At 71.5% G+C, this 24864-nt stretch carries 15 protein-coding genes and 1 pseudogene; 10 read left to right on the forward strand and 6 right to left on the reverse strand.

What is annotated here, in order from left to right:
• The first annotated feature begins 72 nt into the window (after positions 1-72).
• From ACZ4SV_RS15500 to ACZ4SV_RS15540, 9 genes and pseudogenes are all read left to right on the forward strand, one after another.
• Positions 73-2046 carry a glycoside hydrolase family 127 protein gene (locus tag ACZ4SV_RS15500; protein ID WP_468004669.1) on the forward strand — a complete coding sequence of 658 codons (1974 nt, stop codon included), beginning with the start codon at positions 73-75 and terminating at the stop codon, positions 2044-2046.
• A 73-nt stretch (positions 2047-2119) separates the two neighbouring features.
• Positions 2120-3367 carry a sugar ABC transporter substrate-binding protein gene (locus ACZ4SV_RS15505; protein WP_468004671.1) on the forward strand — a complete coding sequence of 416 codons (1248 nt, stop codon included), beginning with the start codon at positions 2120-2122 and terminating at the stop codon, positions 3365-3367.
• Between the two features lie 114 nt (positions 3368-3481).
• Positions 3482-4465 carry a carbohydrate ABC transporter permease gene (locus ACZ4SV_RS15510; protein ID WP_468004673.1) on the forward strand — a complete coding sequence of 328 codons (984 nt, stop codon included), beginning with the start codon at positions 3482-3484 and terminating at the stop codon, positions 4463-4465.
• Complete coding sequence (locus ACZ4SV_RS15515) at positions 4462-5283, forward strand: carbohydrate ABC transporter permease (RefSeq protein ID WP_468004675.1); 822 nt, start codon at positions 4462-4464, stop codon at positions 5281-5283. Before ACZ4SV_RS15510 ends, ACZ4SV_RS15515 begins: the two co-directional genes overlap by 4 nt.
• Before the next feature lie 128 nt (positions 5284-5411).
• Positions 5412-7154 carry an RICIN domain-containing protein gene (locus ACZ4SV_RS15520; protein WP_468004677.1) on the forward strand — a complete coding sequence of 581 codons (1743 nt, stop codon included), beginning with the start codon at positions 5412-5414 and terminating at the stop codon, positions 7152-7154.
• Between the two features lie 318 nt (positions 7155-7472).
• A pseudogene (locus ACZ4SV_RS15525) lies at positions 7473-8936 on the forward strand (glycoside hydrolase family 10 protein); the annotation flags it as partial.
• 258 nt (positions 8937-9194) lie between these two features.
• On the forward strand, positions 9195-10775 hold the full coding sequence (locus ACZ4SV_RS15530) for a glycoside hydrolase family 27 protein (RefSeq protein ID WP_468004678.1): 1581 nt from the start codon (positions 9195-9197) through the stop codon (positions 10773-10775).
• A 222-nt stretch (positions 10776-10997) separates the two neighbouring features.
• Positions 10998-13406, forward strand: a complete 2409-nt coding sequence (locus ACZ4SV_RS15535; RefSeq protein ID WP_468004680.1) for a ricin-type beta-trefoil lectin domain protein — start codon at positions 10998-11000, stop codon at positions 13404-13406.
• Between the two features lie 114 nt (positions 13407-13520).
• Complete coding sequence (locus tag ACZ4SV_RS15540; RefSeq protein WP_468004812.1) at positions 13521-14831, forward strand: ricin-type beta-trefoil lectin domain protein; 1311 nt, start codon at positions 13521-13523, stop codon at positions 14829-14831.
• Between the two features lie 85 nt (positions 14832-14916).
• On the opposite strand, the gene ACZ4SV_RS15545 is transcribed toward ACZ4SV_RS15540, so the two are convergent.
• The 5 genes from ACZ4SV_RS15545 to ACZ4SV_RS15565 all read right to left on the reverse strand — a co-directional run bounded on the left by ACZ4SV_RS15545 (position 14917) and on the right by ACZ4SV_RS15565 (position 22897).
• Entirely contained in the window at positions 14917-15927 is a 1011-nt protein-coding gene (locus ACZ4SV_RS15545) for a metallophosphoesterase family protein (RefSeq protein WP_468004682.1), read from the reverse strand.
• A gap of 405 nt (positions 15928-16332) precedes the next feature.
• Positions 16333-20337, reverse strand: coding sequence for an nSTAND1 domain-containing NTPase (locus ACZ4SV_RS15550; RefSeq protein ID WP_468004814.1), 4005 nt, complete (start codon positions 20335-20337; stop codon positions 16333-16335).
• A 164-nt stretch (positions 20338-20501) separates the two neighbouring features.
• Positions 20502-20912 carry a hypothetical protein gene (locus ACZ4SV_RS15555; protein ID WP_468004684.1) on the reverse strand — a complete coding sequence of 137 codons (411 nt, stop codon included), beginning with the start codon at positions 20910-20912 and terminating at the stop codon, positions 20502-20504.
• A gap of 535 nt (positions 20913-21447) precedes the next feature.
• The gene (locus ACZ4SV_RS15560) at positions 21448-22632 is read right to left on the reverse strand and encodes a flotillin family protein (protein WP_468004686.1); all 1185 of its coding nucleotides are present in this window, start codon (positions 22630-22632) and stop codon (positions 21448-21450) included.
• 10 nt (positions 22633-22642) lie between these two features.
• Positions 22643-22897: a hypothetical protein gene (locus ACZ4SV_RS15565; RefSeq protein ID WP_365880567.1), complete on the reverse strand. Its 255-nt coding sequence runs from the start codon at positions 22895-22897 to the stop codon at positions 22643-22645.
• 312 nt (positions 22898-23209) lie between these two features.
• On the opposite strand from ACZ4SV_RS15565, the gene ACZ4SV_RS15570 reads away from it, so the two are divergent.
• A complete protein-coding gene (locus tag ACZ4SV_RS15570; protein WP_468004688.1) occupies positions 23210-23593 on the forward strand; it encodes a formate/nitrite transporter family protein in 384 nt (127 codons plus the stop codon).
• A gap of 102 nt (positions 23594-23695) precedes the next feature.
• On the opposite strand, the gene ACZ4SV_RS15575 is transcribed toward ACZ4SV_RS15570, so the two are convergent.
• Entirely contained in the window at positions 23696-24688 is a 993-nt protein-coding gene (locus ACZ4SV_RS15575) for a LacI family DNA-binding transcriptional regulator (RefSeq protein ID WP_468004690.1), read from the reverse strand.
• Positions 24689-24864 lie beyond the last annotated feature (176 nt).

The following is a 24864-nucleotide window of genomic DNA, read 5'->3' on the forward strand; positions in this document are numbered from 1 at the left end:
GACGCATGACTCCGACGTGCGCCGGACTGTACCCGTTTTCCCTGTTTTCCCCTCTACCTCTTCGGGAGAGCCATGCCCCGCCCAGGTTCCGCCGTGCCCGCCTCCGCCTCCCCGGCCCCGTCCGGAGCGGGACGCGCCCCCGTGGGCCCGGTCCGCCTCGGCCCGGGCGCCAAGACCGCGCTGGTGCCCGCCACCGCCGAGGTCGGCGCCGGCTTCTGGGGCACCCGGCGGCAGGTGAACTCGCACACCTCCATCCCCCTGGGCCCCGGCCTGCTGGAGTCGGCGGGGAACCTGGACAACCTGCGGGTGGCGGCGGGCACCGCGGAGGGCGGGTTCCAGGGCGCCTACCCGTTCGTGGACTCGGACGTCTACAAATGGCTGGAGGCGGCGGCTTGGCAGCTCGCCCAGGGGACGCCCGAGGACCACGGCCCGCTCGCGGCCGACGTGGAGCGGATCGTCTCCCTCGTCGCGGCCGCGCAGCAGCCCGACGGTTACCTCAACACGTGGTTCCAGTTGCGCGCAGGCGGCGAGCGGTACCGGGACCTGCGCTGGGGCCACGAGCTGTACTGCGCCGGCCATCTGATCCAGGCCGCCGTGGCCCACCACCGGGCCACCGGACGGCCCGAACTCCTCGGCGTGGCCGTCAGGTTCGCCGACCACATCGACAGCGTCTTCGGCCCCGCGGACAGCGGAAGACCCCGCGACGGCGTCGACGGCCACCCCGAGGTGGAGACCGCCCTGGTGGAGCTGTACCGGGAGACCGGTGAACGCCGCTATCTGAACCTGGCCGGCTACTTCGTCGACCGCTTCGGTCACGGCCTGCTCGGCGGGGAGGCGTACTGCCAGGACCGCGTGCCGCTGCGCGAGGCCACCGACGTCGAAGGGCACGCCGTACGCCAGTTGTACCTGCTGGCCGCCGCGACCGACCTCGCGGCCGAGACCGGGGACGCCGAACTGCGCGCCGCCGCCGAACGGCTGTGGGCGGCGATGACCGCCACCAAGACGCATCTGACCGGCGGACTGGGCGCCCACCACGACAAGGAGGACTTCGGCGACCCGTTCGAGCTGCCCACCGAGCGCGCCTACTGCGAGACCTGCGCCGCCGCGGCCTCCGTCCAGTGGAGCTGGCGCATGGCCCTGCTCACCGGCGAGGCCCGCTACTCCGACCTGATCGAACGCACCCTCTACAACGGCTTCCTGGCCGGCGTCTCACTGGACGGCGAACGCTGGCTGTACGTCAACCCGCTCCAGGTCCGCGACGGCCACACCGACACCGGCGGGGACCAGTCGGCCCGCCGCATCCGCTGGTTCCGCTGCGCCTGCTGCCCGCCGAACGTGATGCGCCTGCTGGCCTCCCTGGAGCACTACCTCGCCAGCGGCGACGCGGGCGGCCTGCAGATCCACCAGTACGTCACCGGAAGCTACACCGCCGACGGCGTCACCGTCCGCTGCCGGACCGACTACCCCTGGCAGGGCGTGATCGGACTGACCGTGGAGGACGCCCCGGCGGACCGGCCCTGGACCCTCTCGCTGCGCATCCCGCAGTGGTGCGGCGAGTTCCGCGTCCGGTGCGGGGACACCGTGTACGACCGGACCACCGCGCCGGCCGACGACGGCTGGCTGCGGCTGGAGCGCACCTGGACACCCGGCGACGAGGTCGTCCTCGAACTCGGCCTGGCACCCCGCCTCACGGCCGCCGATCCGCGGGTGGACGCCGTACGCGGCTGCGTGGCCATCGAACGCGGGCCGCTCGTGTACTGCCTGGAACAGGCCGACCACCCCGGCGGCGGTCTGGACGACATCGTTCTCGACACCACCCGCCCCCTCACCGTGACACACCGCCCGCACCTGCTCGGCGGAGTCACCACCATCGTGGCCGCGGGGCACCGCCGGCGGATCCCCGACGCCGGCTGGTGGCCGTACCGGAGCGCGGGGGACACCGACGCGACGCCGGCCGGCGAACCCCTCGAACTGACCGCGATCCCCTACTACGCGTGGGCCAACCGTCAGGACGGCAGCATGCGCGTCTGGCTGCCCACCTCCTGAACCCCACGGCCGTCCCCCCGCTCCACCCGCCCCTCCTGCCCGCAGGGGAACACCCCGAGACGACGAGGTCACCGTGAGAGACACCTGCCGTAGCCTGATCTCCGCCATCGCCGCCCTCGGCGCGCTCACCTCCCTGGCCGCCTGCGGCGGCGCCGGCTCCTCGGCGTCCGGGTCCGGCAAGGCCGGCGGGACGTACACCTTCTGGGACCCGTATCCGCAGTTCGACGACTCCTCCGCCTGGGGGAAGCTGGTCACCCAGTGCGGCAGCGAGGCCGGGGCCGACATCAAGCGCACCGGCATGGACACCACGGACCTGGGCAACAAGGCGCTGCTCGCCGCCCAGCAGGGCAACGCCCCCGACGTGATGCTCGTCGACAACCCGGTCGTGTCCACGCTGGTGGAGGCGGGAATCCTCAACAAGACCAGCGACCTCGGCCTCGACACCAAGCCGGTGCAGAAGAACATCCTCGGCGCGGGGGAGATCGACGGCGCGTCCTACGGGGTGCCGATCGGCGCCAACACGCTGGCCCTCTACTACAACAAGAAGGTCCTGTCCGCCGCGCGCGTCGACCCCGCCTCCGTCAAGGACTGGGCCTCGCTGACGGCAGCCCTGAAGAAGGTCAAGGCGGCCGGGAAGAAGGGCATCACCTTCTCGGCGATCAACACCGAAGAGGGCAGCTTCCAGTTCCTGCCCTGGTTCTGGGGCGCCGGCGGCGACCTCACCGAGCTGGACTCGGACCAGGGCGTGGCCGCGCTGTCCCTGTGGAAGCAGTGGGTCGCCTCGGGGTACGCGCCCAAGGACGTCCTCCAGAACACGCAGACCACCAGCTGGCAGGAGTTCGCCACCGGGGACTACGCCTTCGGCGAGAACGGCACGTGGCAGCTCGGCAACGCGGACCAGGCCGGTCTCGACTACGGCGTCCTCGCCATCCCCGGCCGGAACGGCGGCTCGGCGCCCGTGCCGACCGGCGGTGAGTTCGTCACCGTCCCCGCGCAGCAGGACACCTCGCGCTATGACGTCAGCAAGCGGATCGTCACCTGCCTGACCAGCTCCGCCCACCTGCTGGCCACGGACACCACCCTGACGTACGTCGCCCCCACCGCGACGGTGCAGGCCCGACAGGTCGAGTCGGACCCCAGGCTGCGGCCGTGGGTGAAGGCGGTGGCCGCGGCACGCGGTCGTACCAGCGGCGGTCTCGGCACCAGGTACCCGGCCGTCTCGCAGCCGATGTGGACCGCCGTCCAGGCCGCGCTGTCCGGCAGCAAGAGCCCCGAGGACGCCCTCGACGCCGCGCAGACGGCCGCCGGCAAGGGCAACTGACGGCCGACGCCCTCATGACACCTCCCGGGGCCCTTTCCCCCGAGCCGCACGGCACCCGCAACCGCCCGGACACCACCACGGCTCCGGGCAGGCCACCCGCACCCAGGAGTTCGCATGACCACCGCCCGCCTCGACCACCACCCACCGCGCTCACCGGTCAAGCCGGCGGCGACCGGAACCGATGAGCGGACGGACGTCCCGGCGTTCCGGCGCCGGCAGCGCCGCAGGAGCCGGCTCACCGCGCTGGCCTTCCTCGCCCCGCTGGTCCTCTACCTCGCCGCCTGCTACGTCTATCCCCTCTACCGCAACCTCGACCTGAGCCTGCGCGACTACACGGTCCGGTCGTTCGTGGCGGGCGACGCGCCCTTCACCGGGCTGGACAACTCCAGGAACGTCCTCGACGACCCCACGTTCGGTCCGGCGCTGCGCCACACCATGATCTTCACCTTCGTGTCGATCACCTTCCAGTTCGCGGCCGGGCTCGCCCTCGCCGTCTTCTTCAACCGGCACTTCCGGCTGGCCGGCACACTCCGGGCCCTCTTCCTGATCCCCTGGCTGCTCCCGCTGATCGTGTCGGCGTCGACCTGGTCGTGGCTGCTCAACAGCGAGTCCGGCGTCGTCAACTACGCCCTCCACCTGGTGGGCGTGTCCCCGGTCGACTGGCTCGACTCCCCGGGCTGGGCGCTGACCTCCGTGATCATCGCCAACATCTGGATCGGCATCCCGTTCAACCTGGTGATCGTCTACAGCGGCCTGCAGAACATCCCCGGTGAGCTGTACGAGGCCGCGGCCCTGGACGGGGCCGGCGCCTGGCAGCAGTTCCGCCGCATCACCTTCCCGCTGCTGCGGCCGGTGTCGGCGATCACCCTGCTGCTCGGTCTCGTCTACACCCTCAAGGTGTTCGACCTGATCTGGATCATGACGAAGGGCGGTCCCGGCGACGCCTCCGCCACCTTCGCGACCTGGTCCTACCGGCTCGGGTTCGGCAGCCTGCTGCCGAAGTTCGGTCCCGGGGCCGCCGTCGGCAACCTCCTCATCCTCATCGCCCTCGTCTTCGGGCTGCTGTACATCCGCGTCCAGAGGAGGCAGGAATCATGAGGTCACGCACCGGATCCCGCCGTCACACCGTCACCGGTCTCGTCCTCACCGCCCTGATGCTGTTCCCGGTGTACTGGATGCTCAACGTGTCCCTCACCCCACAGCAGGACATGCGCAAGAGCCCGCCCGACCTGCTGCCCCTCCACCCGACGTTCGAGGGCTACCGGGCCGTGGTGAACGACCAGTTGCCCTACCTCGGCACCAGCCTGCTCATCGGTCTGGGCACGGTCGTGCTCACCCTGCTCCTCGCCGCCCCGGCCGGCTTCGCCCTCGCCCAGCTCAAGCCCTGCGGCGGGGGAGTCCTCGGCCTCGTCCTGCTGGTCGCCCAGATGATCCCCGGCATCGTCATGGCGATGGGCTTCTACGGCGTCTTCCTGGACCTCGGGCTGCTGAACTCCTGGTGGGGCCTGGTCATCGCCGACTCCACGATCGCCGTGCCGTTCGGCGTCATGATCTGCACGGCCTTCATGTCCGGGATCCCCGGCGAACTCGTCGCCGCGGCCCGCATCGACGGCGCCGGCACCGTGCGCACGTTCCTGTCCGTCGTCCTGCCGGTGAGCCGCAACGCGATCGTCACGGTCTCGCTCTTCGCCTTCCTGTGGGCCTGGTCCGACTTCGTCTTCGCCAACACGCTGGACGGCGGCGGCGACTGGCGGCCGATCACCCTCGGCATCTACCACTACATCGGCAACAACAACCAGGAGTGGAACGCGATCATGGCCACCGCCGTCATCGCGTCCCTGCCCGCGGCGGTCCTCCTCGTCCTCGCCCAGCGCTACGTGGCCGCGGGCGTCACCGCGGGCGCCGTCAAGGACTGATCCCACGGTGGCTGCCGGGCCGCCCTGATGACGTGCCCGGCGACTCAGAGCCGCTCACCCCGGGCGACCGCACGGATCTCCGTGCTGTCGCCATGCCCCTCTCCCACTCCTTCGGAGGAGAATCCGTCATGCGTGGATTCGCGCATCACCGACCCGGCCGACCACTGACCGGCGCCGCCGCACTCGGAGCCGCGGTACTGGCCGTGGCCTCGGCCCTGTTCGCCGGGGCGCCCTCCGCCCAGGCGGCCCCGTCCCCGTCCACCACCCTCGTGGTCAGCGCCGACCAGACCCTGCGCCCGGTCACGCACGTCGCGACGGGCAGTCTGTACGGTCTGGCGAACGCCACGGCCCCGGCTGACAGCCTGGTGCAGGCCATCAAGCCGCACACCTTCGTGCAGAAACCGCAGGGCGGCCGGCAGCAGCCGACCGGTGACGTCCTGACGGTGGCGCCGAAGGCGGCCAGAGCCGGAGCGAAGGTGGTCAACCGGCTGTCGGACTACTACGCGGGCTGGCCCTACCAGTTCAGCTGGAGCACCTGGCTGAACGTGGTCGACGACCAGATCGCGCAGACCAAGGCGTCGGGCATCACGAACCTGGCCGCGTACGCGCCCTGGAACGAGTCCGACAACACCTGGCTGTCCGCCAACGGCACCTTCGAGGACTTCTGGACCAGGACCTACCGGGAGATCAGGTCCAAGGACACCACGACGCCGATCCAGGGTCCCAGCTTCTCGGACAACATCAGCGACATGGACAACTTCCTGCGCAACGCGGTCGCCACCAACACGGTGCCGGACATCATCGCCTGGCACGAGCTGACGCGGTCCTCCAAGATCGCCGGTGATGTGGCGACGGTGACCGCCCTGGAGAAGAAGTACGGCATCAGTCCGCGGCCGATCGCGATCGAGGAGTACGCCGCCCCCTCCGAAGTCGGTGTCCCCGGTGCCCTGGTGGGCTACCTCGCCAAGTTCGAGCGCCTGGGCGTCCACGACGCCGAACTCGCCTTCTGGAACCAGTCCGGGGCGCTGGGCGATCTGCTGACCGGCCAGGGCGGCAGCCCCAACGGCGCCTACTGGCTGTACAAGTGGTACGCCGACATGAGCGGAAGCATGCTCGTCACCACCCCGCCCGCCCAGACAGGCATCGACGGGGCCGCCTCCCGCAACAGCGCCGGCAACGAGATCGATGTCGTCTTCGGCGGCGGTTCCGGCGACTCCGCCGTGACCGTCAACGGACTGGGCTCGCTCTCGGCCTTCGGGTCCACCGCCCACGTCAAGGTCGAGTACACACCGTCTCCGGGACGCACGGTGGCCGTGTCCGGGCCGAGCACCCTCGCCGAGTCCGACTACGCCGTGAGCAACGGCTCCCTCACGGTCCCGGTGACCGCGAACAGCACCTACGGCTACCACATCACGATCACCCCCGGGAGCGGCAACGGCTCGGCTCTCGACGGCAGTTACCAGATCACCAACAAGAACAGCGGTCTGGCGCTCGACACCCGGAACGGCGGCACCGCCCAGGGCACGCTGGTCGACCAGGCCCCCGCAGGGAACGCGGCCACCCAGACCTGGACGCTGGTGTCCGCGGGCTCGGGCCTGTACAAGATCCGCAACCAGGCCGGTGGTCTGCTGCTGGGAATCACCGACGAGAGCACCTCGGACGGCGGCACCGCGCTGATCTGGGGTGACAACGGCACCCCCGACCACCTGTGGCGGATGGTGTCCGACGGCACCGGCTACTACAAGATCGTCAACTACCACAGCAACCTGCTCCTGGGCGTCCAGAACATGAGCACCGCCGACGGCGCCCAAGTCATCCAATGGGACGACAACGGGACCGCCGACCACCTGTGGAAGCTCAACCGGCGCTGACCGCCCGGCCGCACCTGCCGGTCGCCGCCGCCTCGACGGGCAGGGCAGCGGCGACCGGCGACGCGCGTTCCCGGCGTTCCGTATCCGACGCACCGAATGTTTCGAAGCTGTCAGCGATTCGTGCGAGAGGTATTGACGCCGTTCACCGGTTCCCTAGTATCCAGATTGCCCGACACTCCGGCCTCTGTTCGATACTTCGAACCCATCTGAACCGTTTCACTCGCACGGCACGCATGTCATGAACGCATCAGAACTCCGGACTTCGCCGCGGCACCGTCTCGCGGTCGTTGCCCCCCCACACAAGGAGAATGATCGTTGATGTCCTGGCTCGACGAGGGACTTCGTCTCCGCAAGGCACTGACCTTGCTCACCGGCCTGACCGCCGGCACGGTACTGGCCCTGGCCGGCACGGCGGCGCCCGCCGCCCACGCGGCCTCCGGCACGCTGGGCGCGGCCGCGGCCGACAGCGGCCGCTACTTCGGCACGGCCGTGGCCGCCGGGAGGCTCGGCGACCCGACGTACGCCACCGTTCTCGACCGGGAGTTCAACATGATCACCCCGGAGAACGAGATGAAGTGGGACACCATCGAACCGTCCCGCGGCACCTTCAGCTTCGGCCCGGCCGACCAGATCGTCGGCCACGCCGCCGCGCACGGGCAGCGGATGCGCGGCCACACCCTGGTGTGGCACTCCCAGTTGCCCGGCTGGGTCAGCGGCATCAGGGACGCGAACACGCTGCGCAGTGTGATGAACAACCACATCACCAGCGAGATGACCCACTTCAAGGGCAAGATCTACGCCTGGGACGTGGTCAACGAAGCCTTCGCCGACGGCTCCACCCAGCACCGCAGCTCGGTGTTCCAGGACGTGCTCGGCAACGGGTTCATCGAGGAGGCGTTCCGCACCGCGCGGGCCGCCGACCCCTCGGCCAGGCTCTGCTACAACGACTACAACATCGAGAACTGGACCGACGCCAAGACCCAGGGCGTCTACGCCATGGTGCGCGACTTCAAGTCGCGCGGGGTGCCCATCGACTGTGTCGGCTTCCAGAGCCACTTCGGCACGGGCGGCCCGCCGGCCGGCTTCCAGAGCACGCTGGCCAACTTCGCCGCCCTCGGCGTCGACGTGCAGATCACCGAACTCGACATCGCCCAGGCACCGCCGACGGCCTACGCCAACACGGTGCGGGCGTGCCTGAACGTCTCCCGCTGCACCGGCATCACCGTCTGGGGCATCCGGGACAGCGACTCGTGGCGCTCGGGCGACAACCCCTTGCTGTTCGACGGCAACGGCAACAAGAAGCCGGCCTACGACGCGGCCCTGTCCGCGCTGGGCGGCGGTACGGGGGACACCGGGGGCATCGTCACGGGCCGGGTGTACGAGCTGAGCGCAGCCGCCGCGGGGCGCGCGCTGGACGTGCCGGGCGGCCAGACGGCGAACGGCACGCCCTTGCAGGTCTGGGACGCCAACGGCGGGACGAACCAGCAGTGGCGGGCGAGCCAGAACGGTGACGGCTCCTACACGCTGACGAATGTCGCCAGCGGACGGGTGCTGGACGAGCCGGGCGGCCGGACGGGCAACGGCACGCGGGTGGAGATCTGGGATGCCAACGGCGGAGCGAACCAGCACTGGCGGGCGAGCCGGAACGGCGACGGGTCGTACACCTTGACCAACGTGGCCTCCGGCCGGGCGCTGGAAGTTCCCGCGGGGCAGAGTGCCAAGGGAACCCCGGTCCAGATCTGGGACTCCAACGGCGGCACCAACCAGCACTGGAACTTCAGGTGACGTGACCGGCGCCCCCGGCGCCTCCCCACGGCCGGCTCCGGGATACCGAGAACCGGCCGCCGTACCGGGCGCGGCGGCCGCCACCGCCGCGCGCCTTCCGGCAGACCGGCACGGCCCGGGGGCCGCTGCGACCCTGCCCGCCACCCTGCCCGTGTTCACCCGGAACCCGACCCCAGGAGTCGATGCATCATGGCCCACACCACCGAGAGGACCGGGCGACCGCGAACGCCGGCCCCGCGGATGTCCTTACGCAGAATGCTGGCGCTCACGTTCTCCGTCGTGCTGCTCGCCGTGTTCGCCCCCCTCCTCGCTCTCGGGACGGCGCAGCCCGCGACCGCGCTGGGCAACGGGCTCGCACTGACACCGCAGATGGGTTTCAACGACTGGAACGCGTACGGCTGCGATGTCTCCGAGTCGCTGATCAAGTCCACCGCCCAGGCCATGCACACCAACGGCATGCAGGCGGCGGGCTATTCGTACGTCAACATCGACGACTGCTGGATGACCCACAGCCGCGACTCCGGCGGCCGCCTGGTGCCGGACCCGGCCAAGTTCCCCGACGGCATCAAGGGCACCGCGGACTACGTGCACTCGCTGGGGCTCAAACTGGGGATCTACGAGGACGCGGGCACCGCGACCTGTGCCGGGTACCCGGGCAGCCTGGGCCACGAGACCACGGACGCGCAGTCGTTCGCTTCGTGGGGAGTGGACTACCTGAAGTACGACAACTGCAACAACACCGGGGCGCCCGCCCGCACCCGGTACACCACGATGCGGGACGCCCTGGCGGCCACCGGCCGGCCCATCCTGTTCAGCCTGTGCAACTGGGGCCAGGAGAACGTGTGGACCTGGGGCGCGGACGTGGGCAACAGCTGGCGCACCACAGGGGACATCAGCGCCACCTTCTCCAGCATGCTGTCCATCTTCCACAGCAACGCGGGACTGGCCTCCTACGCCGGCCCCGGCCACTGGAACGACCCGGACATGCTGGAGGTCGGCAACGGCTCGCTGACGGCCACCGAGAGCCGCAGCGAGTTCAGTCTGTGGGCGGAGATGGCCGCACCGCTGATCGCGGGCACCGACATCGCCTCGGCGAGCAAGGACACCCTGTCCACGCTCACCAACTCCCGGGTGATCGCGGTCGACCAGGACCCGCTGGGCCGACAAGGCACCCTGGTGTCGTCCACTGGCGGCCTGGACGTGCTGGCCAAGCCGCTCGCCAACGGGGACGTGTCGGTGGCGCTGTTCAACGAGACGGGTTCGACGGCGGCCATCACCACCAGCGCGGCCGCGATCGGGAAGACCGGCGCGTCCGCCTACACCCTGACCGACCTGTGGTCGGGGGCGTCCTCGACCACCTCGGGCACGATCAGCGCCTCGGTGCCCGCGCACGCCACGGTGATGTACCGGGTCGCGGGCGGCACGAGCGGCGGCACCAGCGTGACCGGTGAGCTGCACGGGTCGGGGTCGGGCAAGTGCCTGGACGTACCGGGCTCGGCCACGACCGCCGGCACCCAGGTGCAGATCCGGAGCTGCAACGGCGGCGCCAACCAGCTCTGGACGCACTCCACCACCCACCAGCTCACCGTCTACTCCGGCAGCGATCAGAGGTGTCTGGACGCCTACGACAACCAGACCACCCCGGGGACCAAGGTGGAGATCTGGCCCTGCAACGGCCAGGCCAACCAGCAGTGGGACCTCCATACGGACGGCACCGTCACCAACCCCCGGTCCGGCCTGTGCCTGGACGTCACCGGCGGCGCCACCACCGACGGCACCCCTGTCGAACTGTGGACCTGCAACGGCCAGTCCAACCAGCAGTGGTCACTGGGCTGAGCCCCCAGGAACCCGGCGCCGCCGGGCGCCGGGGCGGCAGCACCCGGCCCCGCCCCGGCGCATGACCGCCCCCCGCCCCGGCGCACGACCTCCCCCGCCCACGCGCGGGACCGCCCTCCGCCCGCGCGTGGGACCCTGCCCGGCAACCGGTACCGCACAGCCCCGGCCCCGTGACCGGCTCCCGCACGGGACGGCACCCCCCACCTGCGAAAGGACCCCATCGTGTCAGCATTCAGCCGGACGTTCCGACGCCTGCGCGTCGTGACGGCCGTGCTCGCGGGCCTCCTCCTGACGGCCGGCGGCATCGTCGCCACGACCGCCGCCCCGGCCCAGGCCGCCACCTCCCTCACGATCGACGGCGCGTCCGGCGGCCGGACCTTCGACGGCGTCGGCGCGATCAGCGGCGGGGGCGGCAACAGCAGACTCCTGATCGACTACCCCCAGCCCCAGCGCGACCAGATCCTGGACTACCTGTTCAAGCCCGGCTACGGCGCCGCCCTGCAGATCCTCAAGGCCGAGATCGGCGGGGACACCAACTCCACCTCGGGGGCCGAGCCGAGTCACCAGCACACCCGGTCCGACCTGAACTGCGACCGGGGCTACGAATGGTGGCTGATGGAGCAGGCCAAGGCCCGCAATCCGCACATCAAGCTGTACGGGCTCGCCTGGGGCGCACCCGGCTGGATCGGCGGCGGGAACTTCTGGTCCACCGACATGACCGGCTACCTGCTCTCGTGGCTGGGCTGCGCCAGACAGCACGGGCTGAGCATGGACTACCTCGGCGGGTGGAACGAGCGGGGCTACAACATCACCTGGTACGAGCAACTGCGCAGCGCGCTCGACAGCAACGGCTACGGCAACGTCAAGATCGTCGCGGCCGACTCGGACTGGTCCGTGGCCAACGACATCAACGCCGACCCGGCGTTCGCCTCCGCGGTGAGCGTCATCGGCACGCACTACCCCTGCGGCTACCGGTCGTCCCAGTCCACCTGCTCGGTCCCGTCGGCCGCCACCTCGTCCGGCAAGGCGCTGTGGGCCAGCGAGAATGGCTCGGACGACTACAACGGGGGAGCGCAGGCCATGGCGCGCGGCATCAACCGCGGATACATCGACGGCCGGATGACCGCTTACCTCAACTGGCCGGTGGTCGCCTCGGTCACACCCAACCTGCCGTACCCCACCATGGGTCTCGCGCTGGCCTCGCAGCCCTGGTCCGGCCACTACACGATCGGCAAGAACACCTGGGTGATGGCACAGACCAGCCAGTTCACCGCCCCGGGATGGCACTACCTCGACGCCTCCAGCGGCTACATCGGCGGCAACCGGAACAACGGCAGCTACGTCTCACTGAAGTCGACGAACAACTCCGACTACTCCACGGTCGTCGAGACGATGGACGCCGGCGGCGCACAGACGCTGAACTTCACCGTCACCGGGGGACTGTCCACCAAGACCGTCCACGTCTGGTCGACCGATGTCACCTCCGCCAACCCGGCCGACTATTTTACGCACACCACGGACATCACCCCGTCCGGCAGCGGCTTCAGCCTCACCGTCCAGCCCGGCCGCGTCTACACCCTGACCACCACCACCGGTCAGGGCAAGGGCACCGCCACCGGCCCCGCCCAGGGCACGCTGAAACTGCCGTACGGCGACTCCTTCGACAGCTATGACACCGGCACCGAGGCCAGGTACCTCATGGACTGGCAGGGCGCCTTCGAGGAGGCCGGCTGCGGCGGCGGCCGCGGCGGGAAGTGCGTGCGCCAGATGAGCCCGCAGAAGCCGATCACCTGGGACGCGCTGTCCGATCCGCACGCCCTGCTCGGTGACGTGAGCTGGAGCGACTACACCCTCTCCTCGGACATCATGCTCGAACAGCCCGGATACGCCGAGTTGATCGGCCGGGCCAACGCCCAGGACTACAGCAGCACCGGCGGACTGAACGCCTACCACCTGCGGGTGAGCGACACCGGGGCCTGGTCGATCCTGAACTCGAACACCGGCGGCAGCGTCTCCACCCTGGCACGCGGGACGACCACGGCGCTGGGCACCAACCGTTGGCACACCCTGGCCCTCACCTTCGCCGGATCCACCGTCACCGCCGTCATCGACGGCGCCACGGTCGGTTCGGTGAGCGACCACACCTGGGCCGGCGGGCAGATCGGCTACGCGACCAGCCAGGGGGAGACGGCACAGTTCGACAACCTGTCCATCACCCCCGGCAGCGGCGGCAACGACGGCGGCACGACGGGCACGATCGTCGGGACCGCGTCCGGCCGGTGCGTGGACGTGCCGAACCAGTCGCAGACGGCCGGCACCCAGGTGGAGCTGTGGGACTGCAACGGCGGCGCCAACCAGCAGTGGACGAACACCTCGGCCGGTGAACTGCGGGTCTACGGAAGCCACTGCCTGGACGCCTCGGGCCAGGGCACCAGCCCCGGGACCAAGGTGGACATCTGGGACTGCAACGGCGGCGGCAACCAGAAATGGACGCTCCACTCCGACGGCACGATCACCGGTGACCAGTCCGGCCTGTGCCTGGACGCCACCAGCGCGGGAACGGCCAACGGCACCCTGCTCCAGTTGTGGACCTGCACCGGCGGCGCCAACCAGAGGTGGACACACGGCTGACCCGGCGCACGGCCACCGACTACCGCGCCGGCACCTGAAACGCCCCGGCTGCCCCCGTTCCCTGTCCGTCCCCACCCACGAAAGAAGGAGTGTATGAAACACAAACCACTCTGGATGTCGATCGCGGCTGCGCTCCTCCTCGTCCTGTCGGCCGCGGGCACCTCGTTCAGCAGCGGCCGCGGCGCACCCGCGCCCACCACCGGCACCGTCCAGGCGAGCGCCGGCTGTGGCAAGGCCCCGGCGCTGACGAGCGGTACCCACACCCTGCAAAGCGGCGGCCAGACCCGCAGTTACCTACTGCGCGTCCCTGCCGCCTACGACAACAACCACCCCTACCGGCTGATCTTCGGTTTCCACTGGCGGGGCGGCACGGCCAACGACGTCGACTCAGGCGGAACGGACGGGTACAACTGGTCCTACTACGGTCTACGGCGTCTGGCGGACGCGGACAACAGCACGATCTTCGTGGCCCCCCAGGGCAACGGCAACGGCTGGGCCAACCCGGGCGGCCAGGACGTGGCCTTCGTCGACGCCATGGTCAGCCAGCTCGAAGCAGGTCTGTGCGTCGACACCACGCGGTTGTTCTCCGCGGGCTTCAGCTACGGCGCCGCGATGTCGTACGCCCTCGCCTGCTCCCGGGCCACGGTCTTCCGCGCGGTCGCGGTCTACTCCGGCGCGAACCTCAGCGGATGCGCCGGCGGCACCCAGCCCGTCGCCTACATGGGCCTGCACGGCATCAGGGACGACGTGCTGCCCGTCTCGGCGGGACGGGAACTGCGCGACACCTTCGTCCGCAACAACGGCTGCACCCCGCAGAACCCGCCCGAACCGGCCTATGGCAGCCTGACGCACCTCATCACCGCCTACTCCGGATGCAGGCCGGGATACCCGGTCGTCTGGGCCGCGTTCGACGGGGGCCACGACCCCGGTCCCATAGACGGTTCCACCGGCGGCGGCTGGCGCACCTGGACATCGGCAGCGGTGTGGCAGTTCTTCACACAGTTCGACTCGGCCTCGCCACCGTCCACCGGCGACCAGGAGCTCGTCGGCCAGCAGTCGGGGCGCTGCCTCGACATCACCAACTCCACCACGGCCAACGGCACGCAGGCACAACTGTGGGACTGCAACGGTGGCTCCAACCAACGGTGGAGTCACACCTCGGGGAAGCAACTGGTCGTCTACGGGAACAAGTGCCTGAGCGCGGGTGCCCCCGGCCAGACAGCGGGCAACGGCACCCCGGCGGTGATCTGGGACTGCGGCGGACAGACCGACCAGCAATGGAACATCAACTCCGACGGCACGATCACAGCGGCACGATCGGGGCTCTGCCTGGACGCCAACGGCCAGGGGACGGCCAACGGAACGAAAACCCAGCTGTGGAGCTGCACGGGCGGAACGAACCAGCGCTGGCGCCTGGCGAACTGACAACCGGGATCGGCCGCGGGGCTGATGTGGCGGGGACCGCGGCGGCCGGCGCTCAAGGACCGGCCGCCGTGGGTCCGGGCTCCGCTCAAATCCGGGTGGACAGCGGTACCGTGACCTGCTTCAGCCAGGTGCCGGCGGCGAAGTCGCGGGCTTTGAGGACCACGCGGTCGCGGTGCACCTCGACCTGGAGGCCCTGGTTGAAGGCGCCGCCGACCGCGTTCTCGCCACCCTGCCCGTTGTCCGTGTAACCGGTCTGTACGGCACCGGTGTTGACGACCGAGAAGCCGTCGAGATTGCCGGTGCCCGGCACCACGCGGCGCACGTACCAGTCGGACAAGCCGAGGTCCCAGTGCGTGTGCCCGCTGAAGAGGAACACGTCACGGTGGCGGCCGAGGAGAGAGAGCAGGCGGTCGGCCTGGAGGTAGTCGCTCATGTAGAGCTTGTTGCGGGTGCCGGAGACGGTGTCGGGCAGCGGATGGTGAGTGATCACCATGACGGGCTTGCGCCGGCGCGTCCAGTGGGCCAGCCGGTCCGCCAGCCACCGGAACTGGGCCTCGCTCAGCCACACCTCGTCCCACAGTTTCGGGTCGTGGTAGTGCATGTAGCGTTCCGTCCCGATCGTGAGGACGGGTATGCCCGCGAACGTCGTCTCCGCGTACACCGTGCCGCGTTGCGCGAACCGGTGGAAACTGCGGAACAGCGAGTCCTCGGTGGCGCCGTTGGGCCAGGTGGCCTGGGCCAGGGTGCCGGGGTCGGCCCACTTCGGGACGTAGAACTCGTGGTTGCCGATGGCCCAGGCGATCTCGCGCGGATGCGGGCCTCGGTCGAGGACCCGGCGCACCTCGGCGTACTCGGCGTCGTAACCGCGCGGGGTGATGTCGCCGGCCACGGCGAGCCCCGAGCTGTACGGGTTGGTGGCGTGCATGTCGTCGAGCGCGGTGGCCAGATCACCGAGGTCGCCCTGGATGTCGCTGATGACGTTGAAGGTGGTCAGCGGCCCTTCACCGCGTTCGGTGCGGGCTTCGGCCGGTGCGGGGGCGAGCGCGCCCAGCGCGACGGCGCCGGCTGTGGTGGCGATCAGAGCTCTGCGTTCCACGGGGATCCTTCCGGTGTCGGCACGGGCTGGAGCGCCGGCGCCTGCTGCACGATGGTCCAGACCCGTTACCTTTACGCGACTCCGACTGCCGTCAGGTGAACACCGGCGAACATCCCGGGCGGTCCGCGGGCGCGGGTGGTGCGCCTGATGTGCTCCGCCGCGGCATGGCCGGGCACGTGTTGTGGCGCGTCCGCCGAAGGGACCTCAGTGCGCTCGCCGGTCCGGCGACGGTCTGGTAGGGCTTCGGCTACGGTTGCAGGGCACTGGTCACGCCACAGACCGGCATGCTGGACGTGCGGAGTCCTTGCCGGCCGCTGTCTGGCCAAGCGGGGTTTCCCGTAGCACCCGGCACGCCCCGCCGACGGCCGGCCCGATCGAACCAGGCCCCGCTCCGGGACGCCACGCTCATCCGCTGCCGAGGTTCTCTTCGCACACCCTCCGGTAGGGCACCTCGGCCAGGAAGTCCGCCCACGCCGCCCGGGAGAGGCCGCCGCCGGCCCGTGCGCACACCGCCGCCGCGACGGAGGCGGGCGCCACCGGATAGGCGCGTGAGGGCACGCTGTCGTTCGCCACGTACAGGCTGTCCCCGGCGCCGCCACCCCGGAACACCAGGCCCAGCACTTGGCCGGCCGGCGCGGGGAGCGTTGTGCCGAGTGCCTGGTTGGACCTGACGTCCCACAGCCGTACGGTGCCGTCCAGCCCGCCCACCGCCAAGGTGGTGCCATCCGCGGAGAAGGCGAGCGCGGTGACCGGTTCCGCCGAGTCCTGCTGGTGGCTGGTGAAGAGGCCGGATATCTCACCGCGTCGGCGCGTCAGCGTGCCGTCCAGCAGGACCACCCGCCCCGACCCGTCACCGACGGCCACGGACCGGCCGTCACGGCTGAGTGCCAGCTCGGAGACGCTGCCGCCGGGCCCCGAGCCCGCCGTCCCGCCGGCGGCGGTGGGGCCGCCGCCCGTGTCGACGTCCAGGGGCATCCGTCCCACCCGTCCGGTGGACAGGTCGGCGTACCGGCCGTCGCCGGCCGCGACCCGGCGCCCGTCGGCGGTCACCGCGGGACTTCCGCCGCCGATGCCGCGGATCGTCCTGTGCCTGGCTCCGGTCCTCGCGTCCCAGACCACCAGCCGCCCGTTCACCCCTCCTTCCTTCGAGGAGGTCACCAGCCAGCGTCCCCCGGGGGTGAGCGCGATCCCCCGGACGCCCTCGTCGCGGGACAGCCGCAGTGAGAGGGTGACGGGCTTCCCGTCCGCGCGCCAGACCACCACCGGTTGCCGGGTGACCTTCTCGTCCACGGGCACCAACGCGTAGGCAGCGCTGTCGCCGTCGGCGCTGAACGCGGCCTGCGGGAGGCACGCGACGCCCTCTTCGCCTTCTTCGCCCTTGTCGTCCTCGCCGTCCCGCACGGGCCCGGTGCCGGGCCGTCCGGGATCCGGCAACCGGCGCACCAGCCGGCCGCCGTCGGGATCGGCGAACCCGAATCGTGAGCCGTCGCCCGCCGGCCACGCCGACAGCAGCCGTCGGCCGTCCGGGCTGTACCAGGTCGCCGGAGCCTCGCCCGCCTGCCGCGGCAGGCGGGCGAGGTCTGCCAGCCGGACCGTGCGGACCGCCACCCCGTTCCCGGCCTCGCCCTGTTCGCCCACCAAATAACGGACGTACCGGCTGTCCGCGTCGAGACTCACCGCGGCGTTCGAGTCGGCGGTGGTCGGGTAGGCGAAGAGCGCCTCGTCCGCGCCCGGCCGCCACACCTCGATACCCTCCTGCCCCGAGGCGATCAGCAACCGTCCGCCGGAGCCGTAGCGCAAGGCGTCGTAGCCGTGACCGAGGACCTGGTGGGTCCGGCGGCCGGAAGCGGTGTCCCACGTCGTCAGCGAACGGCCCACGGAGAAGGTCACCCGGCGCCCGTCGCCGCTGACTGCCACGGCGCACTGGTCGTCGTCGCCGACGGCGGGAGCATGCTGAAGCGGCACCCGCCGCTGCCCCGCGACCCGCCAGAGCTGGACCGGTCCCGAGGCGGGACACAGGGCGACGTACCGGTCGTCGTCGCTGATCCGAGCGCCGGTGATCTCCGGGGTCCGGCGCTGGAACAGCGTGCGGCGGGTGCGCAGGTCCCACAGCCGTGTGGTGACGGGACCGCCGACCGTACCGCCCCCCTCGTCGGCCAGCAGGAGCGAACGGCCGGCCTTGTCGAAGACCGCCACGGTCCCGGAGTGGGGGCCGCCGGGTTTCCACACCGTCCGGCCCTGCCGGACATCCCACACGGCGAGCCCGCCGCCCATGTCGAGCGCCAGTCGCCGGGCATCCCCGCCGACCGCCAGCAGGCCGTACCAGTCCTCGCCCGGTCCGCGGAACCTGCCCGTACGGCGGTGCCCGGCCACGTCCCAGGTGGTGACGTGGCCGACCGCGACCTGCACCAGGGTCCGCCCGTCGGCGCCGAGCCGGAACTCACCGTCCGAGGTGGCCCCGGCGGGCCGGAAGCGGTCCTCCTCGCGCTGCATCCACGACCCGAGCAGGGCCGAGCGCGTTTCGACGAGGCCGGGCGCGGTCCGCCAGGCGGCCAGGCCGAGCCGCATGGCGGTGACCGGGTCGGAGTACCGCATGTTGTCCGCGACCGCGGCGGCCCGCCGGGCCGCCGCCTCCGTTTGGCGGCGTTCGGCGACTCGGCTCTGCTGCCAGGCCGCGCCTGCGGCCACCAGGGCCAACGCCACGACGGCGGCCAGGGTGGCGATCCAGGCGCGCCGCCGCCGTGCCTCCTGTCGCCGAGCGCTTTCCGAGGCGTTGAGGAACGCGGTGGCCGCGGGACTCAGCCCCCCGCTCCCGTTGCCCGCGGCCCAGTTCCGGGCGGCGTCCAACTGGGCGCCCCGGTACAGCCTGGAGGTGTCCTCGCGGTCGCGTTCCCAGGCTCCGGCGTCGTCCTCCAGCCGCTGGCGCAGCAGGTTCCCGGCCCGGTCGGTGCCGATCCATCCGCGCAACCGCGGCCACGCCGACAGCAGCGCCTCGTGGGTGATCTCCACGGTGTCCTCGGCCTGGGTGAGCAGGCGTCTGCGCGTGAACGCCTCCAGTGCCTCCGCCGCGGCTGCCGGGTCGGCCATGCCCGCCAGGAGGTCCGGGCGGCGGGCGCGGCGGCGGGTGTTCTCGGTGCCGTCGCCGATCCGGACCAAGCGGAGGAACAGCAACCGCGCGGCCTGTCGGGATGCCGGACCGAGATCCCGGAAGATGCGCTCGGCGGTGGTGGCGACGGCGTGGTGAATGCCCCCGGTGCTGCGGTAGCCGTCGACGGTGAGAGTACTGCCGTGGCGTTGCTGCCAGGTCGTGCGCAGCGCGTGCGCGAGCAACGGCAGCCGGCCCGCCTCGTACGCCTCGCCTCCGGCGGTACCGGGCCCGCCGGAGGCGCCGGCCCCCAAGTCGCGCAACAGCAGGTCCACGAGCCCCGGTTCGACCGTGAGACCGACGTCCTCGGCCGGAAAGACGACAGCCTCCTGCAACTCGTCCCGGCTGAGCGGCCCGACGAGCACCTGGCGGCGCTGCAGCACCTCACGCAGGTGCGGACGGCTCGCGCACGGGGCGTAGAAGTCGGCGCGCAGGCCGTAGAGCACCAGGGCGACCGGTGCCTCGCCGGCCGCGCCGCGGCGGGCGAGTGCCTCCAGGGTGCCGAGGAAGGCCTGGCGTTCCACCGGGTCGGAGCACTCGGTGAAGATCTCCTCCAGTTGGTCCACGACGATGACCAGGCGCCGGTCGACCGCGAGGATCCGGTCTGCGGGGTCTTGCCCGGGTACGGTGCCGGCGTGATGCCCTGGATCGACGTGGTGTCCGGGGTCGGTGCGATGTCCGGGATCGGCGTATCCGGGATCGGCCCGATGGCCAGGGTCGGCCCGACGACCGGGATCGGCCCGATGGCCGGGATCGACGCGCAGCCGGACGGCCGCCTGCTCCGGAGCGTCATGCAGTACCCGGACGGCTTCGTCGGGCGGCAGACCCAGCAGGGGGGCCAGGCGGTGGGCCAGTGCGGTCAGGGGACGGGCGGTCGGCGTCAGTACCAGGCGGGGCCAGTGCCGAGACCCGGCCGCGGGGAGCGCGCCCCGGGCGATCGCAGGGAGCAGTCCGGCCCTCAGCACCGAGGACTTGCCCGCTCCCGACGGCGCGACGACCGCCACGGCGCCGCCGTCGTCCAGGACCTCGGCCAGACGCTCGGCCAACTCGGCCACCAGCCGGTCCCGGCCGAAGAACCAGCGCGCCTGTTCCGGGCCGAAGGCCGCCAGCCCCGGATAGGGGCACTCGTCGGCCGGTGACACGGTGCCGGCGCGGCGCGCACCGCGGACGCCGTCGCGGTAGTGCAGGTGCAGGTCGCGCTCGGCGACGAACTGGTCGCGTCCGGCCTGCAGAACCGTACTGTCACCGTGAGCCGTGGCGTGCATCACCACGGGGCGGCCGTCGTCCTCCAGGCCGGAACGAGGCTGCCCGGAAGGACCGCCCGCGTCACTCTTCTCATCGCCGTGATCGGCGTGGCCCCTGGGGTCTGCGTCGTCCCGGTGTCCGGCGGCGGCCGGTCCGGGCTCCCCGTCCTCTCGCCCCGCCATGATCAGGTGATGTGCTGGTCCCGGCCGGCCTGGTAGATCCGTGCCTGCCCGGAGGCGTGGGCGGTCATCCGGATGCCGGCGGCCCGCTCCCTGTCGGCGGCCCCCAGCAGCGGAAGCCACTCGTCGTCCAGCAACCTGCCCAATTCCTCCGTGAGTTCGGGTGCCTGGCGCAGCAACCGGGCCAGCCGGAGCCCCCACTCCTGGGCGAGATCGGCCTCCGCCTGCTGGTCGTCACCGTCGCGCGCGGCCACGACCTCCTCGCGGACCTGGGCCAGTTCGGCGTCGACCGCCGACGACGACTCCGGGAGCGCCCGCTGCCACAGCGCCACGGCCGTTGCCCGCACCTGCTGCCAGGCGTCCGTGGCCATGCTGCTGACCAGTGCTGTAGCGGCGGCGGTCACGAGCGGGTCCATGGTGTCCTCACAACCAGTGCGGTGTGCTGGGGTGACCAACCTACTGAGGAGCTGACGGCTAGTCACTACCCGTCTATGGATGTGACTTGATCGGACCGGTGGGCCCGGCACCGCGTCGCGGCAACCCCGATGGGTCGTTCGCCTCCTCCAGGCAGGTGACGGTCCGGGCACCGCTCGGCAGCGGCGCGCCGCGGGATCGCCCTGGGCCGCATCCCTACCGCGTTCGCCGACCGCCCGGCCGGGCAGGGCGTCGGCACGGGTGAAGAACTGGATGAACCCGGGCCTGGGCCAACTGGACGCCGCCGTCGGCGAGTTGCCGAGTAGGGCGGGGGAGCGAGTCCGGCGTGACGCATCCGACGAGCCGCGCGACGTGGCCGGGCGCCGCAGGGAGTGCCGGGCGGTCACCCCGGAGGGTCACCCCGGGTGGTCACCGCGCGCGGCCGGGGCCGATCGCGGTGACAGGCGTCGGCGTCCGCGGTGACCGGCGCTGGCGTCCGCGGTGACCGGTGTCCGCGGTGGTCGGCGCTGGCGTCCGCTAGTCGACGTTCACCGGGCCGTCGTCCGGCTTGCTGCCGGCGCCCGCACCCAGCTGCGGCAGGCTCCTGCCCTTGCGCTCCTCGGGGCGGTGGCCGTCGGATTCCTGGCCGCCGAGGTTCTGCCGGACGGAGTCCAGGATGGTCAGACCCTGGGACACCAGTCCGGCGGCGATCTCCCCGAGGCCGTCGGCACCGTTCAGCACGTTGACGTTGGCACCGGCCAGGCCGCCGGCGGCCTCCTTGACGATCTGCGGGAGCTGGTCGATCAGCATCCGGTCGAGTGCCACCCGGTCGTACGAGGCCGCCGCCTCGGCCTGGATCTTCATCCGCTGGGCCTCGGCGGCAGCGAGGATCCTGACCCGCTCGGCCTCGGCCTGGGCGGGCTTCACGACCTCCGCCACCAGTTGCTGCTGACGCAACTCGGCCTGGCGCTGCGCCAGTTCCGTCTGCGCCGCGAGCACCTCCCGCTGGGCGTGGGCCTGGGCGAGCGGTCCGGCCTGCCCGGCCTCGGCCTGGGCGCGGTCCACCTCGGCCGAGTACTCGGCCTTGACGATGGCGGTCTGCCGGGCGTACTCGGCCTGCTTGCGGGCCGCGGCCTGCTCGGCCTCGACCGCGGCCTGGGTGGCCTGGGCCTGCGCGATCTGCGCCTGCCGCTGGATGGCCGCCTTGTGCGGCGCGGACATCGCGTCGATGTAACCCGTGTCGCCGTCGTCGATCGACTGGATCTGCAGCGAGTCCACGGTCAGGCCGATCTTGGCCATCTCCGTCTTGGAGGTGTCCAGTACCTCGGCGGCGAGCTTCTGCCGCTCGGTGACGATCTCCTCGACGGTCATCGAGCCGATGATCGCCCGCAGGTGCCCCGCGAAGATCCGGCCGGTGAGCACCGACATCTGCTCCTGGTCGGAGAGGAAGCGCTGACCGGCGTTGATGATGCTCTCGTGGTCGTTGCCGACCTTGAAGGCGATCACCGCGCGGACGTGCAGCGCGATGCCCTGGCGGGTCACACAGGTCTCGGTGACCTCCGACTCGCACATCGACAGGGTGAGGAAGCGGACCTTCCTGAAGACCGGCAGCACGAACTTGCCGTGCCCCGTCACCACTCGGAACGGCGCGCCCCCCAGTCCCCGCCGACCCCCCGAGATCAACATCGCCTCGTCGGGCGCGGGAACGCGGTAACCGAACATCCTTGACTCCTCAGCCTGCGCCGACGATGCCTCCGCCGAGCGCGTCCAATGGATCCACCCACTCGATGACGCCGACTTCGCGGCATCCCCGTGATTCGATCACGAGAACCGTCGTGCCCACCGGCAGGGGCTCCTCCGACCAGGCGAGGAAGGTCTCGGTACCGCCTCTGACCCGCACGAGGACCTCGCCCGGACCCGCTGGCCCGCGCGTTCCGATGAGTACTTCGCCCGTGCAGCCGATCACGGCCTCGTCCTGCGGCGCCACCGGCCGTCCTCCTCGTCCTGATCTCAGGATTCAGACGATAGACCACGACGGCCGACAGCCCAACGGGGGACGGGCAGCCGGTCCCCTCGCCGGTCCGACAGGCGCCGCCCGGCGGCCCCGGCGTCCCGTTCCCGGCCCGGCCTCCCGGTCCACCGGGTGGACGGAACGCGGCACCGGGGGCGCGAACGGCGCGGTCCCGTACGGCGTGGGTGACGGGACCCGGGTGCGCCCGCGCCGAAGATCACTCCGGTAACGCATCCGGCGGGACGCAGGGGCCGCGTTCCCGCAAGGAGCGAGAGCGGAGGAACCGTCATGGAGCCGGACGACCCGATCATGCAGGGACCCGGGGAGCGGCGGGTCGCCGAAGCGGCGGAACGGATCGTGGCCGAGGGCCGGCCACGGCTGCACCGCACCTGGACGTCGCTGGTCGCCACCTCGCTGCTGGGCGGCATCGACGTGGGGGTCGGCGTCATGACCCTGCTCTACGTGCGGCACGCGACCGGCAGCGAACTCCTGGCCGGGCTGGCCTTCTCCGTGGGGCTCATCGCCCTGCTGCTCGGTCACAGCGAGCTGTTCACGGAAGGCTTCCTGGTGCCCGTCGCCACCGTCATCGCCGGTGCGGCCGAGGCGGAGACGGGCGTACCCGAGGCGTCCGCCGGACGACAGGCGACCCTGAAGCCGACCGTCACGCGCTGAGGCGCGGCGGGTGCGCTTCAGCCCGGCGCCGTGCTCATCGCAGCACGGCGCCGGGCCGCGCACGCGAGAGCGACGAGGCTCCGAAGGGTCCGAACCGTCCGTTCAGCTCGACTCGCGGACCACGAGTTCGTTCCGCATGATCACCGGCTTCCTCGGACCGCCCTCGATGAGCGCCAGCAGCAGACGCACCGTCGCGGTCGCCTGGTCGGCCATGGAACTGCGCACCGAGGTGAGCGCGGGCGTGGTGTACGCGGCGGCCTCGATGTCGTCGAACCCGACGACGGCCACGTCATCGGGGACCCGGCGGCCCGCCTGGTGCAGGGTGCGCAACGCCCCGATGGCCATGAGGTCGTTGGCCGCGAACACCGCGTCGAGGTCTGGGTCGTCCTCCAGCAACTGCCGCATGCCCTCCGCGCCCGACACCCGGGTGAAGTCGCCCAGCGCCACGATCGATCGGCGCCCGGTGTCCCGCAGGGTCGCGCGGTACCCCTCGAGCCGTTCGCGGGATTCGTATAGGTCCAGCGGTCCGGTGATGGTGGCGATCCGGCGTCTGCCCCGCTCCAGCAGGTGCCGTACGGCCAGCGCCGCGCCGCCCGCGTTGTCCAGCGCCACGTACGGGACGTCCGTCGCGGCGGTGCGGTTGAAGGACGCGACGGGCAGGCCCATGCGGGCGAGCGCGGCCGGCAGCGGATCGGCGCCGTGCAGCGCCACGAGCATCACGCCGTCCACGTGACCCCCCGCCACGTACCGCTCCACCCGGGCCCGGCTCTCGTCGGACTCGGCGAGGATCAGCACCACGCGTCTGCCGACGGCCTCCAACTCCCGGCTGACGGTGCGCACCACGGCGGAGAACAGCGGGTCGTCGGACACCACGCCCTTGGGCGGGTCGGAGACGACCACGGCGACGGCGTCGGTGCGGCGGGTGACCAGGTTGCGGGCGGCAGCGTTCGGCACGTACCCGAGTTCCCGCACCGCCTGCATCACGACCTCCCGGATCTCCGGCGCGACGGTGGTCTCCCCGTTGATGACCCGGGAGACGCTCGACTTGGACACGCCGGCCCGGGCGGCGACCACTGCGAGCGTGGGTCGTTTCATCGCCTTCCGATCACCGGTGCCCGGTCCTCGACTCCAGGGAGCGTTTTCCCCTCAGGATGACCTCGGCCCAATCCGCATGTCAACGGGCCTCTCTCTGCGCCCTGGTGGGGGAACTCTTCGTCAACGGACCCCTTCCGGGCGCCTGTCGACGGGCGTCGTGCGCACCGCCGAAGTGG

The sequence above is a fragment of the Streptomyces sp. NPDC027672 genome (assembly GCF_055566335.1).

Coding starts and splice junctions, on each gene's coding strand:
- ACZ4SV_RS15500 (WP_468004669.1), top strand. CDS start 73: ATGCCCCGCCCAGGTTCCGCCGTGCCCGCCTCCGCCTCCCCGGCCCCG.
- ACZ4SV_RS15510 (WP_468004673.1), top strand. CDS start 3,482: ATGACCACCGCCCGCCTCGACCACCACCCACCGCGCTCACCGGTCAAG.
- ACZ4SV_RS15515 (WP_468004675.1), top strand. CDS start 4,462: ATGAGGTCACGCACCGGATCCCGCCGTCACACCGTCACCGGTCTCGTC.
- ACZ4SV_RS15520 (WP_468004677.1), top strand. CDS start 5,412: ATGCGTGGATTCGCGCATCACCGACCCGGCCGACCACTGACCGGCGCC.
- ACZ4SV_RS15530 (WP_468004678.1), top strand. CDS start 9,195: ATGCTGGCGCTCACGTTCTCCGTCGTGCTGCTCGCCGTGTTCGCCCCC.
- ACZ4SV_RS15540 (WP_468004812.1), top strand. CDS start 13,521: ATGTCGATCGCGGCTGCGCTCCTCCTCGTCCTGTCGGCCGCGGGCACC.
- ACZ4SV_RS15550 (WP_468004814.1), bottom strand. CDS start 20,337: ATGCACGCCACGGCTCACGGTGACAGTACGGTTCTGCAGGCCGGACGC.
- ACZ4SV_RS15555 (WP_468004684.1), bottom strand. CDS start 20,912: ATGGACCCGCTCGTGACCGCCGCCGCTACAGCACTGGTCAGCAGCATG.
- ACZ4SV_RS15560 (WP_468004686.1), bottom strand. CDS start 22,632: ATGTTCGGTTACCGCGTTCCCGCGCCCGACGAGGCGATGTTGATCTCG.
- ACZ4SV_RS15570 (WP_468004688.1), top strand. CDS start 23,210: ATGGAGCCGGACGACCCGATCATGCAGGGACCCGGGGAGCGGCGGGTC.
- ACZ4SV_RS15575 (WP_468004690.1), bottom strand. CDS start 24,688: ATGAAACGACCCACGCTCGCAGTGGTCGCCGCCCGGGCCGGCGTGTCC.